19 protein-coding genes are annotated in these 13912 nt (G+C 49.6%); all 19 read right to left on the bottom strand.

From position 1 onward, the window contains the following. Positions 1 to 113: 113 nt before the first annotated feature. The 19 genes from PO771_RS05950 to spoIIIAA all read right to left on the bottom strand — a co-directional run bounded on the left by PO771_RS05950 (position 114) and on the right by spoIIIAA (position 13859). Positions 114 to 1010, bottom strand: a complete 897-nt coding sequence (locus PO771_RS05950; protein ID WP_272562354.1) for a polyprenyl synthetase family protein — start codon at positions 1008 to 1010, stop codon at positions 114 to 116. Further along, positions 1007 to 1255, bottom strand: coding sequence for an exodeoxyribonuclease VII small subunit (gene xseB / locus PO771_RS05945; protein ID WP_272562353.1), 249 nt, complete (start codon positions 1253 to 1255; stop codon positions 1007 to 1009). The genes PO771_RS05950 and xseB overlap by 4 nt, the downstream gene beginning before the upstream one ends. Then, on the bottom strand, positions 1252 to 2616 hold the full coding sequence (gene xseA, locus PO771_RS05940) for an exodeoxyribonuclease VII large subunit (RefSeq protein WP_272562352.1): 1365 nt from the start codon (positions 2614 to 2616) through the stop codon (positions 1252 to 1254). The genes xseB and xseA overlap by 4 nt, the downstream gene beginning before the upstream one ends. 26 nt (positions 2617 to 2642) lie before the next feature. Further along, positions 2643 to 3500, bottom strand: coding sequence for a bifunctional methylenetetrahydrofolate dehydrogenase/methenyltetrahydrofolate cyclohydrolase FolD (gene folD / locus PO771_RS05935; protein ID WP_272562351.1), 858 nt, complete (start codon positions 3498 to 3500; stop codon positions 2643 to 2645). A gap of 103 nt (positions 3501 to 3603) precedes the next feature. Beyond that, entirely contained in the window at positions 3604 to 4572 is a 969-nt protein-coding gene (locus PO771_RS05930) for a Kae1-like domain-containing protein (RefSeq protein ID WP_272562350.1), read from the bottom strand. 4 nt (positions 4573 to 4576) lie between these two features. Next, positions 4577 to 5011, bottom strand: a complete 435-nt coding sequence (gene nusB / locus PO771_RS05925; RefSeq protein WP_272562349.1) for a transcription antitermination factor NusB — start codon at positions 5009 to 5011, stop codon at positions 4577 to 4579. Between the two features lie 132 nt (positions 5012 to 5143). Further along, on the bottom strand, positions 5144 to 5368 hold the full coding sequence (locus tag PO771_RS05920; RefSeq protein ID WP_272562348.1) for a DUF2273 domain-containing protein: 225 nt from the start codon (positions 5366 to 5368) through the stop codon (positions 5144 to 5146). 3 nt (positions 5369 to 5371) lie between these two features. Next, positions 5372 to 5944 carry an alkaline shock response membrane anchor protein AmaP gene (gene amaP, locus PO771_RS05915; RefSeq protein ID WP_272562347.1) on the bottom strand — a complete coding sequence of 191 codons (573 nt, stop codon included), beginning with the start codon at positions 5942 to 5944 and terminating at the stop codon, positions 5372 to 5374. A gap of 23 nt (positions 5945 to 5967) precedes the next feature. Continuing rightward, entirely contained in the window at positions 5968 to 6372 is a 405-nt protein-coding gene (locus PO771_RS05910) for an Asp23/Gls24 family envelope stress response protein (RefSeq protein WP_272562346.1), read from the bottom strand. Positions 6373 to 6468: 96 nt separating this feature from the next. After that, entirely contained in the window at positions 6469 to 7824 is a 1356-nt protein-coding gene (gene accC, locus PO771_RS05905; RefSeq protein ID WP_272562345.1) for an acetyl-CoA carboxylase biotin carboxylase subunit, read from the bottom strand. Positions 7825 to 7839: 15 nt separating this feature from the next. Continuing rightward, positions 7840 to 8364 (bottom strand): acetyl-CoA carboxylase biotin carboxyl carrier protein, encoded by a 525-nt coding sequence (accB, locus tag PO771_RS05900; RefSeq protein ID WP_272562344.1) that lies wholly within the window; start codon positions 8362 to 8364, stop codon positions 7840 to 7842. Between the two features lie 312 nt (positions 8365 to 8676). Continuing rightward, positions 8677 to 9255, bottom strand: coding sequence for a SpoIIIAH-like family protein (locus PO771_RS05895; RefSeq protein WP_272562343.1), 579 nt, complete (start codon positions 9253 to 9255; stop codon positions 8677 to 8679). 12 nt (positions 9256 to 9267) lie between these two features. Beyond that, positions 9268 to 9858: a stage III sporulation protein AG gene (spoIIIAG, locus tag PO771_RS05890; protein WP_272562342.1), complete on the bottom strand. Its 591-nt coding sequence runs from the start codon at positions 9856 to 9858 to the stop codon at positions 9268 to 9270. Further along, entirely contained in the window at positions 9858 to 10559 is a 702-nt protein-coding gene (gene spoIIIAF / locus PO771_RS05885; RefSeq protein WP_272562341.1) for a stage III sporulation protein AF, read from the bottom strand. Before spoIIIAF ends, spoIIIAG begins: the two co-directional genes overlap by 1 nt. Positions 10560 to 10572: 13 nt before the next feature. Further along, a complete protein-coding gene (gene spoIIIAE / locus PO771_RS05880) occupies positions 10573 to 11757 on the bottom strand; it encodes a stage III sporulation protein AE (RefSeq protein ID WP_272562340.1) in 1185 nt (394 codons plus the stop codon). Between the two features lie 16 nt (positions 11758 to 11773). Further along, positions 11774 to 12163: a stage III sporulation protein AD gene (gene spoIIIAD / locus PO771_RS05875; RefSeq protein ID WP_272562339.1), complete on the bottom strand. Its 390-nt coding sequence runs from the start codon at positions 12161 to 12163 to the stop codon at positions 11774 to 11776. 12 nt (positions 12164 to 12175) lie between these two features. After that, complete coding sequence (gene spoIIIAC, locus PO771_RS05870; RefSeq protein WP_096464739.1) at positions 12176 to 12379, bottom strand: stage III sporulation protein AC; 204 nt, start codon at positions 12377 to 12379, stop codon at positions 12176 to 12178. An 11-nt stretch (positions 12380 to 12390) separates the two neighbouring features. Further along, positions 12391 to 12912 carry a stage III sporulation protein SpoIIIAB gene (gene spoIIIAB / locus PO771_RS05865; protein ID WP_272562338.1) on the bottom strand — a complete coding sequence of 174 codons (522 nt, stop codon included), beginning with the start codon at positions 12910 to 12912 and terminating at the stop codon, positions 12391 to 12393. Continuing rightward, on the bottom strand, positions 12906 to 13859 hold the full coding sequence (gene spoIIIAA, locus PO771_RS05860; RefSeq protein ID WP_422665001.1) for a stage III sporulation protein AA: 954 nt from the start codon (positions 13857 to 13859) through the stop codon (positions 12906 to 12908). The genes spoIIIAB and spoIIIAA overlap by 7 nt, the downstream gene beginning before the upstream one ends. Between the last annotated feature and the right edge of the window lie 53 nt (positions 13860 to 13912).

The following is a 13912-nucleotide window of genomic DNA, read 5'->3' as shown; positions in this document are numbered from 1 at the left end:
CTCCTCACTTTCCCACGTTCGTCTGTAATTTCATTTTCAAATCAAAAACATAGTATCATAAACCTGTTATAAACACCAATACGAGAAGCCGCAACATAAAGTTGCGGCTTTTTTTAATGATCTCGATTCATAATGAAATCAGCAAGGGCACGCAGCATTGTATCATTCGGCAGTTCGGCTGCCGCAAGTGCTTCATGGGCTTCTGCAATCGCACCCGCAAGTAGGCGGCGAGACTCATCAAGACCGAGCAGACCCGGATACGTAGACTTGTGTCGTTCCTCATCGCTTCCGACCGGCTTGCCAATCTTCGCCTCATCCCCCACCACATCCAGAATATCATCCTGAATTTGAAACGCCAGGCCAATTCGCTCCGCATATGTTGTTAGCGCAGCAAGTTGCTCGCTAGAAGCTCCTCCAAGCAAAGCACCCGCTCGTACACAGAACACGAGGAGATCGCCAGTTTTATGACGATGAATGTACTGAAGCTCCTCTAGTGCTAGCGACCGATTTTCTCCTTCCATATCGGCGCATTGACCGCCAACCATGCCTCTCGCACCTGCAAATACAGATAATTCCTGTATAATTTGGACAACACACGCAGCCGACACGCCTACTTCCATTGTTCGGCACACGGTTTCAAACGCATGCGTAAGCAGTGCATCACCTGCAAGAATGGCTGTCGCTTCCCCGTACACTTTATGATTCGTCGGACGTCCCCGGCGCAAATCATCATTATCCATCCCTGGTAAATCATCATGAATAAGCGAATACGTATGAATCATCTCGATCGCGCAGGCAGCAGGCATTCCTAACGCCTGCGATTTGCCGAATGCTTCTAGCACCGCTAATAAAAGAATGGGACGCAGTCGCTTGCCACCTGCAGCCAGTGAATACAGCATCGACTCTTGCAGCGTAGCCGGAATGGCATCATTCGTAATCTCTTCGATAAGCCGAGCTCCTACGAGTTCAGCACGTTCTTGCATGTATAATTCAAAATCGGCTGCACTCACTTGTCTTCCCCCTCCAGTACGAACGGAACGACAGTCGTTTCGCCTTCCTGCTCAAGCAGCATCTCGATTTTTTGTTCAACATCGGATAGTTTCCGACTGCACAGCTTCGAGAGATCCATTCCTTCCTGGAACAAGGCAATCGCTGTCTCAAGCGGTACATCTCCCGCTTCGAGCTGTCCCACAACTTCTTCTAGTTTTTGCATCGCTTCTTCAAAAGGCACTTCCGCCTGCTTCCGTTTGCTCATGTGTTCTCCCTCTTTTCCGTTCCTTCTACGCGACACGATAACGACCCATCTGCAAGCCGAACCGTCAGCGCATCGCCTGTCTGTACGCCATCAACCGTTGTCACCAGCTTCGCATCTTTCTCGTCCTCTCGGAAAACAAGCGAATAGCCGCGCCGCATAACTTTAAGCGGACTGAGCGCATCAAGTTTGGCAAGACTACGGTCAAGCTGCTGCTCTCTTGTATGTAAGCAGGTCTGCATCGCCCGAACAAGGCGGGCGGATAGCATCGCCACCCCATCCTGATTTCGACGCACAGCAACAGCAGGACTGTATGCCGCAAGTCGCTCCTGCACGCGATCAAGCTTGGCTCTTCGGCGTTCTGCTGTGCGAACCATCGCATTCGTAAGCCGTTCACATAGCCGATCAAGCCGCTGCTCATGCTGTATGAGCTGGCGGGCCGGCTGACGCAACACGTATGAACGCTGTACTTTTTCAAGCCGGACGCGCATCTGCCGCACTTCCCCACGCAGCGCACTCCCTAATCGCCCGGTCAGCCCCATCACTCGCTCGCGCAGCTCCTCGATATGAGGGACTGCCAGTTCAGCCGCCGCTGTCGGTGTGGCAGCCCGCACATCCGCTACAAAGTCTGCAATCGTTACATCCGTTTCATGTCCAACAGCAGAAATAATCGGGATGCGCGAGCGATAAATACTACGCGCTACTGCTTCCTCATTAAACGCCCACAATTCTTCAATCGAGCCGCCACCGCGACCGACAATTAACACATCTGCATCCCCGCGTGCGTTCATTTCCTCTATAGCCTGACAAATCGATGGCACTGCCCGCTCCCCCTGGACAGCCACCGGAAATAACAGCACGCGGGCAAGCGGATACCTGCGCTGAATCGTCGTGATAATATCACGTACTGCCGCACCGGTCGGAGAGGTGATCACTCCGACTGTGTGCGGATAAGCGGGAAGCGGACGTTTATGCACGGAATCAAACAATCCTTCTTTCATAAGCCGCTCTTTAAGCTGCTCATATGCCAGGTACAAACTGCCGATCCCGTCTGGCTGCATTTCTTTCACATACAGCTGATACTGTCCGTCCCGTTCATACACAGAGACGGAACCGCGGAGTAGCACCCGGGTTCCGTTTTTCGGAAGGAATTTGAGATACCGGTTATGTCCGGCAAACATCACGCCCTTGATTTTGCTTTCTTCATCTTTGACCGTGAAATACATATGCCCGCGCGAATGGTGCACAAAGTTAGACAGTTCACCCTGCACCCAAACATTCTGCAATACATCATCGAATTCAATCCGGTCTTTAATATAGCGTGTAAGCTGCTTGACTGAAAAAATCTCCCGGCTCTCGTTCACCTGTCCGTCTCCTCTTCTACCTGCTTTTATTTCTGTCCCGCATGACGCTTCGCTGACTCTACTGTATTTTTCAACAGCATCGTAATCGTCATCGGTCCAACGCCGCGCGGCACTGGCGTAATGTAGCTAGCAATTTCTTTCACTTCGTCGAATTTCACATCGCCAACCAGCTTGCCTGCGTCATTACGGTTTACGCCGACATCAATTACGATAGCACCGTCCCGTACATGCTCAGGTCCAATCATGCCAGCTCGTCCAACAGCCACGACGAGAATGTCTGCCTGCTTCGTGATGGAAGCAAGATCTTTCGTGCGTGAGTGTGCAATCGTAACCGTCGCATTTTCTTGCAATAATAACATAGAAACTGGTTTTCCTACAATATTGCTTCGACCTACGACAACAGCATGCTTACCGGAAATTTCCTGACCAGAACGCTTAATCAGTTCAATAACACCATGCGGCGTGCATGGAAGGAAGCATTCGTCTCCAATCATCATATTGCCGACATTAATCGGAGTAAAGCCATCCACATCTTTAGCCGGACTGATTGTATCAATGACTGCCTTTTCAGAAATATGTTTTGGCAGCGGGAGTTGAACCAGAATACCATGAATGTTCGGGTTCTCATTAAATCCACGCACCAGGCTCAACAGTTCTTCTTCTGTAATCGAAGCGTCACGGCGCACGACTTCGGAATAAATGCCAACTTCCTCACAGCCTTTTTCTTTTCCTTTTACATACGAGTGTGAAGCCGGATCTTCCCCGACAAGAATTACAGCAAGCCCCGGATGAATACCCTGTTCTTTTAACTGCGCTACCTCTGCTTTTAATGCTGCACGAATATCCGCTGCTACTTCCGTTCCTACAATAACATGTGCTGACATATAAAAACCTCCTGCCCGATTAATAGTTGATACTCTCAGTATCAGTGTAGCGAATCGGACAGGAGATTGCAAAGGTAATCTACGAAAGATATTTAGTTATTTATCAATTATTGTTCGTCTTTTCATACTGCATCAACCCGATACGTGCTACGCCAAATGCATTATCTCCCGCATACGCTGGATTAGCAAAATAAAGACGGGCTTTGACAGCCGGATGTTCAAGTCTGCGGCGCAGACGCTCACGGATGTATGTATTCGCAGACACACCGCCAACGATCATAATATCTTTTGCACAACCATGCTCTACCGCACGACGAAGCACTTTCTCCAATGTAGCTGCAATACACACTTCTGCCGCACGTGCGACAAGCGGTGCCGCCACTCCCTGCTCAATCGCCCGCAGCAAAGCAGATTCTGGACCAGAAAAGCTAAAGTCGTATGCTTTAACAGAAGACGGAACAGTAAACGCTTCGTCCAGCTCATCCGCCTGCTGGGCCAGCTTCTCCAAATAAGGGCCAGCTGGAAATGGAAGACCAAGTGCTACACCAACACGATCAATCAGCTGCCCAGCATGCAGATCATTCGTGCCACCAAGCAGTTCAATCGCGTAGCCCGACTCTGTACGTGTACAGGTCAGCAGCTCACTTGTGCCACCTGATAGATGAACGGCCAGAAATTGCTCTGCCTCAAGCGGGCGATCAGCCGTATATTCTCCAGCCGCAATATGCCCCTCCTGATGTGAAGTGCCGTACAGCGGAACATGAAAGAAGCTCGCCATCAATTCTGCTGCCATTTCTCCGGCAAGAAAGACTGGCATATAGCTTCCTTCTGTCGGGCGTGGCGTCCGGCTGACCGCAACAGCGACCACCCGCGAACCATCTACCACCATGCGGCGAGCTAATTCAGGCAGGCGCTTCACATGCTGGAACAGCGCCGTCGACTGCTGGAGACCACGTTCCCCCGCTTCGACTGTAAGCAGCTCCTTCTCTTCTGCTACAATCCGCCCTTGCCGATCTACCAGGCAAAGCGACGTGCGGTAGTTGCTCGTATCGATACCGAGAACAACGTCCATCTGACTACTCCTTATGCTCCGCCTGCTCCAGATCACGTGACATGCTAGAAAGCACGCCGTTGATGAATTTCGGCGAATCATCCGTTCCGAATACTTTTGCCAGCTCAACTGCTTCGTTCAATGTAACACGAACTGGAATATCCTCCCGATACATCATCTCATAGCCCGCCAGACGCAAAATCGCCCGATCTACATTTGCGATTCGTCCAATCGTCCAGCCACGTAAATACTGGCTGATCTTGCTATCGATTTCGGTTTGGTGTGCGGATGTACCTTCCACCAGCTCAGTCAGGAATTCCATATTTTCAGCTGCTTTCTCGCTTACGTCCTCATCGTCTTCTTCCATCAGATTCACAAGCGCTTCCTGTGCAGTTGCATCGGTCATATCCATAGAGAATAAAATTTGTACCGCTTTTTCGCGGGATTGACGTCGGTTCATGTGCTACCACCTTTAATTTTCCGTATTAACTACTCTAGCCATTTCCTCAGTTTATCAAACTTTCGTTTTAAGTAAAATAGCCAGACGTATGAAAAAAGCGCCGATCCCTTTGACAGAGATCGACGCTAACGCTTACCGTTTGGTAAATTTGCCGGGCAAAATTCGATCCAGCACTTCACCAATGTCTTCTTCATTGTCAAATTTGCGGCCAATATAATACCCTGTGGCGACAAATACAGAGAATGCAATCGTCTTGAAAAAACCGACGGTCAAAAACAGCAGACCGAACAAAAGTCCGCCTGCGATCCCCAGCGCTTTGCCCCGGTTCTCCAATATCAACTGCCAAAATGCAGCCATGTGTTACTCTACCCGACGGATGCGTGAGCCCGACCCTGGCTGCGCCACTTCCGAGACGAGCACAGTTACTTCAGTCAGCTCTACACCGGCAATCGTTTCAATACGTTCTTTGACCGCCTGCTGGATTTGCTGGGTCAAATCCGGAATCGGGGTCTCGCCATCTACCGTAACTTTCATATGGACAGCGGTCCCATTCTCACGGACTGCGATACGTGCCTTCAAATCACGTATGCCACGAATGCGACGGGCCGCATGGGTTGCAAGACTTTCAAGCGTTTCCACCGTAATCTGCACATTACCATACTCATTAGAGCGCTGTACGGAAGGGGCTGTATGTGAGCGAGATACACTGCCACCTCGCATACTGCTAAATAAAAACCTCAAACTAACCAAAAAGAACACGGCTGCCGTAGCAAAATAAATCAGGCCCACCTGTGACGACGTATACATCTCCGTAATAGCTGTCTCAATGTATACGGAAGAAATCAAATTCAGGCCAGCAGCCATCACGAACAGCGAGATTACGACAAGCGCTAGACTGTACAACGTTAAGATGAAACGATCAAATAAGTTCACAGTTGCCCTCCTAACCGGTTTGACTACCGAACTCGGTGCGCTTCTTCTACCGCGACAGCAGCTTTCTTCTCTTGTTTAAGCTGAACATCCACTATATGTACGTTCACCTGTAAAACGGAAAGTCCGGTCATTTGCTCGATGGATGTACGCACGTTTTCCTGCACTCGATGTGCGACATCCGGGATTTGCTGACCGTATTCAACGATCATATACAAGTCAATAACGGCTTCCCGTTCTTTTACTTCAACGCGCACACCTCGTCCGGACTTGCGACCCAACCGCTCCACGAAATCTCCAACAATGCCACTACTTACTTCTGCTACTCCTGGTACTTCAGCGGATGCCATATGCGCAATTACTTCTAATACTTCAGGCGCAATCTCGATTTTTCCGATCTCTGCCTGTGCGAACTCTACGTTTGTATCCAAAAAATAGCACCTCCTTCAGATTATGTCTCTCGCCTATTATACCAAAGGAATACGCGATAAGACAATTTGTGTATCTAAAGGAGGTGCCTCATTCATTTATTTCTCTTCAAGTTTCAAATCGTACATCTCAAGGAACTTCGTATTGAAGTTACCTTCTACGAACATTTCATGTTCAAGAAGCTTGAGGTGGAATGGGATCGTCGTATGTACACCATCTACGACCATCTCAGACAGCGCACGTTTCATGCGGGCAATTGCATCATTACGATCTTTGCCCCAAACGATGATTTTCGCAATCATTGAATCATAAAACGGAGAAATCTGATAGCCCTGATAAGCAGCACTATCTACGCGCACACCAAAACCCCCTGGCGGCAAGTATTCCTGAATCTTGCCTGGAGACGGCATGAATTTCTTCGCCGGATTCTCTGCATTGATCCGGCACTCAAGAGCCCATCCGTTAATCCGAACATCTTCTTGACTGAAAGAAAGCGGATAATCTGCCGCTACCATGATTTGTTCTTTAATCAGGTCAATTCCCGTAATCAATTCGGTAACGGGATGCTCTACCTGGATACGAGTGTTCATCTCCATGAAGTAGAAACGGCCATCTTTATCGAGCAGGAATTCGATGGTACCTGCGCCATGGTAGTTAACCGCACGAGCAGCAGCTACTGCCGCACTTCCCATCTGTTCGCGTGTTTCTGGATCAAGCGCCGGAGACGGAGCTTCTTCTACAAGCTTCTGGTGACGACGCTGGATGGAGCAATCACGCTCGCCCAAGTGACAAACATTCCCATGTTTATCCGCAATCACCTGAATCTCGATATGACGTGTATCTTCAAGATATTTCTCAAGATAAACGCCAGGGTTACCGAATGCATTTTTCGCTTCGCTCTGTGCTTGACGTACGGAAGCTACAAGCTCTTCCTCGGAACGCGCTACACGCATCCCTTTACCGCCACCGCCAGCTGTCGCCTTGATGATAACCGGGTATCCGGCTTCTTCTGCAATTCGAATCGCCTCATCGATATCTTCAATCAAGCCGTCTGTACCTGGTACGATCGGTACACCTGCACTTTTCATCGTGTCGCGGGCTTCATTTTTGTCGCCCATCTTGATAATCGCTTCCGGTTTCGGTCCGATAAATGTGATGTTGCACGCCGCACAAATCTCGGCAAAATCAGCATTCTCAGCCAGGAATCCATAACCTGGGTGAATCGCATCTACGCCTGCTTTAGTCGCTACGCTCATCAGGTTCGTCATGTTCAGATAGCTGTCTTTTGATGGTGTTGGTCCGATACAGTATGCTTCATCTGCAAGACGCACATGAAGCGCCTCACGGTCCGCTTCAGAATAAACTGCTACCGTCTGAATTCCTAATTCGTGACACGCACGAATAACACGAACTGCAATCTCTCCACGATTCGCAATTAATACTTTTTTAAACATGGACGCTGCCTCCCACTATTCCGGCTTCACAAGGAAGAGAGGTTGTCCGTACTCAACAAGCTGTCCGTCTTCTACGAGGACTTTTACGATTTCGCCTGATACTTCTGCTTCGATCTCGTTGAACAGCTTCATCGCTTCTACGATGCAGACGATGGAATCATTGTTTACTTTGCTGCCTGCCTGCACGTATGCTGGCGCGCCTGGTTCAGCAGACTTGTAGAATGTTCCGACCATCGGGGATGTGATTTTATGAAGACCTGCTTCATCAATGTCAGCTGCCGGAGCCGGTGCTGCCGCTGGGGCTGGCGCTGCTTGCGGAGCTGGTGTTGGGGCTGGCGCTGCCTGTGGAGCCGGTGCTGCCACTGGTGCAGGCGCTGCTTGCGGAGCTGGTGCTACTACTGGTTCTGCTGCTACATACGCGACAGCATTAGTACCTTTCTTAATAGCCAGCTTCACGCCGTCTTCTTCCATCTCGAATTCTGTGATGCTTGTTTGGTCAATTAGCTTGATGATTTCGCGAATTTCATGAACTTTAAACATGCATGGTCCACTCCTAACTCAATTTTTCTATATTTTTTATATAAAGTGATAGGAAAGTTACAGATGTATTATAACACATTCTCCGGCAGAGTGTTACTAGTATGTACTGAATTATTTATCAATTCGTACGGGGAAAATTGTTTGTGTAAACCGAAGGTTTTGGCGTGGGATGATGGAAAAGAGAGGGGCTCGTTCGCCCGCAAGCGTAACCAAGTGACGAGGTGTCTTCCTGCCCCGCTCCCTCACTACAGTTTGAAGAACCGTAAACAAGAAAGAAGCCAGCCCCTTTGAATAGAAGCTGGCCCCGTACAATTATGGCTTGTAGTTAACAACAACATTAAGCCCCGGAACTTTCATATGCTCTCTAACAAGATTGATAATTTCCACTGCCTTGTCTTTTTTCAGATTGTCTGTTTGTACAAGTACGCGAACCATGTCGTCTTTGGCAATGACCACGACATCTTTATAGCTGCCAATTGCTTTTACTAGTTCCTCTATCTGATCCTGATTATCCTTACGTGCAGATAGTTCATCATAATTTTTCTTCGCGTCTGCCTTTTCTGTAGGCTTCGTGTTCGCATTCGTCATCACTTCCATATAACGGCCAAGCTCTTGCTCCTGCTGGGCATCCCGCTGCATTTTATAGCCAATGAAATAATCATCGGACGGGCTTGCGACTGGAACACCGTCTGCCTGTGGTGTCACCTGCTTCGTGCTAACCTTTATTCCATTGTCCTTCCCATCACCTGCTGGCAGTGCTCCCTGATCATTCATCTGACCTGTTGCCATCGGTACTTGCTCAGCCGGACCTTGCACCAAATAGTACGCGGACAAAACGACCAGAATTGCAAGCATCGACAATAGCCATACGGTTTGTTTTTTTAACACCATGCTTCAGCCTCCTTATGCCTTTTTCGGCAAAATCGAAATTTTATAGGAAGGAACGCCCAGCGAGCGCTGAACGGCTTCGAGAATCCACGCTTTTACCTGCAAGTTGCTCGCTCCCGTTGCCACAATGACCACCCCGCGTACTTTTGGCTTGATGGTTTTGGTAACAACAGGCGTATCGCCTGTATTACCTTTGGCAAGTACGACCTGCTCCTGATTCGTCTCGTTCGTAATGTCACGGGCCGCTCCTTTATCTGCTTCCTTCGTTGTTTGTGTCGTGCTGTTTCGGTTTTTCTCAACTATGACTTCTTCCGTAGATTCGAGATTGACCATTACCTCCACCTGACCGACACCATTAATCGTCTGAAGTACGTCTTTGAGCTTGGCTTCGTACTGTTCTTCGTATTGTGCCATGCTGTTCGATTCAGCTTTTTTACTAGAGAACGCCGAAACGTCACCATCGGATGCAGTCGGTGTTGACACAGTTTTCTGCTTCGGATCAAACTGCATAAATGAGTTAGCAAGCATACTTGCCACACCAAGCGCCCCTAGGAGAAGAAGCCACTGCAATTTACCGAATTTTTTCCCGTCTCCCTTATCTGCCACTACGATCCCCCCTCTCTACCGCTTTTCCATTGAACAGCTACCGCTTGATCCGGCACGTTCCAGGCAAGTGACAGAGACGACTGAATGTCTTTTTCCAGTCGGGTTCGCGTCGCCATAGCTGCCACTGATTCGTCTGCTCGTTTTGTCCGCTCCGTCTGTCCGCCTTCCCCAACCTCAATCTGGACGGGCTTGACTGGCTCAACCGGCTTCATGCTCGCGCCATTTTCCGATGTGGGCGCGTCATGTTTCGCTGCCTTTTCCGAGCTGACCGTCACCTGGATGCTCTCAATCGGCTGTTCTGCCTGCCTTCCATCTGGTACAAGTTTGATTGCTACGTGCTCAACTGTGACATCATACTGCTTTTCTACCTGTTTCTTGATCAACTCACTCATCTGGGTACGTACATAAGCAGCCGCTGTCTCGTCCTGATGCGATACGAGCTGTTTCGTAAGCGCATCGACCTTCGCTGCGTCAAGTGCTGTACCAGCCGCTACATTCCCGTTTATACCGGACAACTCAGCTGGCCAGTCTTTTTTAAACAGCTCCATAACCGGCGAGAGCATTGTTAACAAAATAACGAGTCCCAGCACGAGCTTGACGTATTTGCTGTACGCATTACCGGGCAAAAGCAGATCTAGAAAGGTCGCCAGCAAAACAAGCAGAATAATTTTTTTAAGCCACAGGATGAGAAATGCCATCATCGTTTTTCCCTCCTCATCGCATCATCACCGACACATTAGCCGCCGAGATGATAATGGTGATTGCCAGGAAAAACATGAGACAGACCGTTGCTAGTGCAGCAAATACATACAGCAGATTCTTGCCAATTATTCCGAGACATGTGATGATCGGGCTGTTGCCAAGCGGCTGCATGACAGCGGATGACAAGTTGTATACAAAAGCGAGAATGAAAATTTTAAACGCCGGAAATGCAGCGAGAAAGAGGAGAATGACAACGCCTGCGAGACCGATGCTGTTCTTAACGAGCAGCGAGGCGCCGACAACCGTATCTGTTGCATCGGCAAACATCCGCCCTACAACTGGGACGAAGTTACCGGCAATGTACTTCGCTGTCCGCAATCCCACCCCGTCTGCAACAGCAGCCGAGGCTCCCTGAAGTGAGAGAACGCCTAGAAAAATCGTGAAGAAACTTCCCAACACCCCAAGGCTTACCGTGCGTAAAATGCCTGCCAGCTTTGTGAGCTGATATTTGGTCGAAAATGTACTCACCAGACTTAGCAAAGCAGAGAGAAATAATAGTGGGAATACAACATTGGCAATGAGCGTACCGCTTGTATTCACCAAAAAAATCACCATCGGATGAAAAAGGGCGGCTGATGCCAGTCCACCTGTTGACGCAAGAAGCGCCAGTACAAGCGGCATTAGCGCCGTCATAAAGCCGACCATATCACTGATCGCACCTTGAGCGAATTCGACAGCAAGCCGAAAGCTGCTAATCGCCAGAATGATTAGCACTAGATAAGAAATTGCATAGGCAACTGTACTTACTGCATGCTTCTCAAATGCGTTCTGCATCGTCTCCAAAACCATCGCAAATACTGTAATAAGTAAAATCGCACCGAGCAGCTTGCCATTTGCCAGTAATTCATGGAACAAAAAAGCGCCTAGCCCTTTGGCTACTCCTCCAATACTGAGTGCATGTTCACCCGTTAGCATTTCAAATAGGCTTTTGCTCTGCATCTCTGGCAAGTACCCGCCGTATTTATCAAGCAGTCCCCGCCAAAACCCTTCAATATCCGTTGTATCCAACCTTGCTAGCTGCGTCTCGGCAAGTTTGTCTGCTGGTCCCTCCGCCTCCACCACAGCCGGTAGACGGATGCAGACAAGCACACATAGTACCACGCCTGCCAGCCAGTGCTGCAATCGTTTCTGCTTCATAGTAATCCCAACCTTTTTACGAAGGAAGTAGCTGGATAATGGTTTCGATCATGACTGACAGAATCGGGATCGCCAGTACCATGATCAGTACTTTGCCTGCCAGCTCGATTTTCGAGGCAATCGCGCCCTGCCCGGCATCTCGCGTCACCTGTGCGCCGAATTCTGCAATGTAGGCGATGCCAATGATTTTAAGGATCGTACCAAGATACACAATGTTGAGATTTGCCTTCATCGCCAGCCCTTCTAGCACATGAATTACATCTGAGATTTTGCCAATCAGGAACAGAAAAATGACAACCCCGGTAAAGGTAGCAAGAATAAAAGAAAACATCGGCTTCTGTTCCTTCACGACTAGACTTAAAATAGTAGCGATGATCCCAAGTCCGACGATTTGTAAAATGTCCATGTCCTGTTCCCCCTACTGGAACAGGAATACCCGTTTGATTTCGACAAACAGCTTGCTGATAAAAGACGCCACCATGAACAGCACAACAATAAAACCAATCAGCGTCACCCACTGTGCCCAATCATCTTTGCCCGACTGCTTAAGCACCGTATGAATCATCGCGACGATAATCCCGATGCCCGCAATCTGAAAAATGGCATTTACGTCATACCCCATGTCTCCACCTCTCAATAGAGTAAAATGACGAGCAGAATCCCGCCGAGCACACCGAGACTGCGATACATCTTCTCATAGCGCCGCTGGTTATCACGCGCCGTCTGCTCCTCGTTTTCTAAATTGATCACCGCAAGCTGAATATGCTTACGCTGATCTTCCCGGTCACTGCGTCCAAGCATAGCTCCAAGCTGAAGGACCACCTCCCGCTCCGCATCCTGCATCGCCGTCTTAGACCAACTCTCTTGTACTGCCTGCCGCCAGCATGCCGCTGTAGAAAGTTCTGACTCTTCTGCAAGCAGGGTGGCCGCCCGGTGAAATAAAGGACCTGCCGCCTCTCCCCCTACCCGCTGTGCAATCGTGGCAAGTGCATCTTGCAGCGGTGTCGCTCCGTATACGATCTCAGTCTCCAGTAATGTAAAAGCGGCGCGAAGCTGGCGAATATGAATGGGTCGCCTGGCCACTTGTCTGGCAAACTGCATGCCGATCAGCGTGCTAGCCGCAATAATAAGCGCCGCTCCTATTAGCTTCAGCATCGCAATCTCTCCCGACATTCTGCAAAGGCTCCGTCATATACTCCGGCAATCGTGCCGATGCGCGGCGTACGACTGAGCACAAGGTAGCGCTCAAAAATACCGGATTGCAGCAAACGTGACAGCACGGGACGACGCATAATATCTTTTACATCTTTACCGTGTGCGCTTGTTAGCACTGTAATCCCTGCGTGAATCGCTTCTTCAAGCGCCAAGGCATCTTCAGGCCGGCCAATCTCGTCTGTTATCAACACATCGGGGGCCATAGATCGAATCATCATCATCATGCCTTCTGCTTTCGGGCACGCATCAAGTACATCTGTGCGTGGTCCAATATCTTTTTGCGGAATGCCAGCAACACAGCCGGCAATCTCTGACCGCTCATCCACAACCGCTACCTTATACGGACCAATGCGACCAACTCCTGTACTAAGCTGACGGGCCAAATCGCGCAAAAGCGTCGTTTTCCCACACTGCGGCGGGGAAATAATCAGCGTGTTTCGTATGCGACCACCCGGTGTCAGCAAGGGAAGCACTGCATTAGCCACCCCCTTCTGCTCACGAGCAACCCGAATGTTAAAGCTTGTCACATCTCGAATCAGCTTGACCTTGCCCTGTTCAAGCACGACACGCCCGGCAAGTCCAACACGATGTCCGCCTCGAATTGTCACATAGCCGCGCCGCATTTCTTCTTCTAGCGTGTATAGCGAGTGCTGGCTCAGTCGGGTCAATATCTGCATACCTTCTTCAGCGGTGAACAACGCCGCTTCCTCGATCCGTGATGTGCGTCCCCCGTTCTGTTTGATAAAAGCGAGCGTACCACCGGCTCCATACTCTATCGGTCGGCCAACGCGGAGACGAATTTCTTCGATTTGTTCCTGCTCACCAGGTGCAAGCGTCTCAACATAGCGACGCACCCGGTCAGGCAGGATTGTACAAACATCTGCAATCACCGGCCTTCCCCCCCTTTGTCCCACTCTACTTATCACATCTTATGGGGGGC

Source organism: Aneurinibacillus uraniidurans (assembly GCF_028471905.1).
Lineage (GTDB): Bacteria > Bacillota > Bacilli > Aneurinibacillales > Aneurinibacillaceae > Aneurinibacillus > Aneurinibacillus uraniidurans.
Note: the sequence above shows the minus strand (reverse complement) of the source record. Positions and strands in the feature narration are given on the sequence as shown.

Bases quoted from the DNA above. Each gene is read 5' to 3' on its own strand.
- PO771_RS05920 (WP_272562348.1), bottom strand. From the start codon at position 5,368: ATGGCTGCATTTTGGCAGTTGATATTGGAGAACCGGGGCAAAGCGCTG.
- nusB (WP_272562349.1), bottom strand. From the start codon at position 5,011: ATGAACCGACGTCAATCCCGCGAAAAAGCGGTACAAATTTTATTCTCT.
- accB (WP_272562344.1), bottom strand. From the start codon at position 8,364: ATGTTTAAAGTTCATGAAATTCGCGAAATCATCAAGCTAATTGACCAA.
- spoIIIAC (WP_096464739.1), bottom strand. From the start codon at position 12,379: ATGGGGTATGACGTAAATGCCATTTTTCAGATTGCGGGCATCGGGATT.
- spoIIIAE (WP_272562340.1), bottom strand. From the start codon at position 11,757: ATGAAGCAGAAACGATTGCAGCACTGGCTGGCAGGCGTGGTACTATGT.
- spoIIIAD (WP_272562339.1), bottom strand. From the start codon at position 12,163: ATGGACATTTTACAAATCGTCGGACTTGGGATCATCGCTACTATTTTA.
- spoIIIAF (WP_272562341.1), bottom strand. From the start codon at position 10,559: ATGATGGCATTTCTCATCCTGTGGCTTAAAAAAATTATTCTGCTTGTT.
- spoIIIAB (WP_272562338.1), bottom strand. From the start codon at position 12,912: ATGCTGAAGCTAATAGGAGCGGCGCTTATTATTGCGGCTAGCACGCTG.
- PO771_RS05930 (WP_272562350.1), bottom strand. From the start codon at position 4,572: ATGGACGTTGTTCTCGGTATCGATACGAGCAACTACCGCACGTCGCTT.
- PO771_RS05895 (WP_272562343.1), bottom strand. From the start codon at position 9,255: ATGGTGTTAAAAAAACAAACCGTATGGCTATTGTCGATGCTTGCAATT.
- xseB (WP_272562353.1), bottom strand. From the start codon at position 1,255: ATGAGCAAACGGAAGCAGGCGGAAGTGCCTTTTGAAGAAGCGATGCAA.
- accC (WP_272562345.1), bottom strand. From the start codon at position 7,824: ATGTTTAAAAAAGTATTAATTGCGAATCGTGGAGAGATTGCAGTTCGT.
- folD (WP_272562351.1), bottom strand. From the start codon at position 3,500: ATGTCAGCACATGTTATTGTAGGAACGGAAGTAGCAGCGGATATTCGT.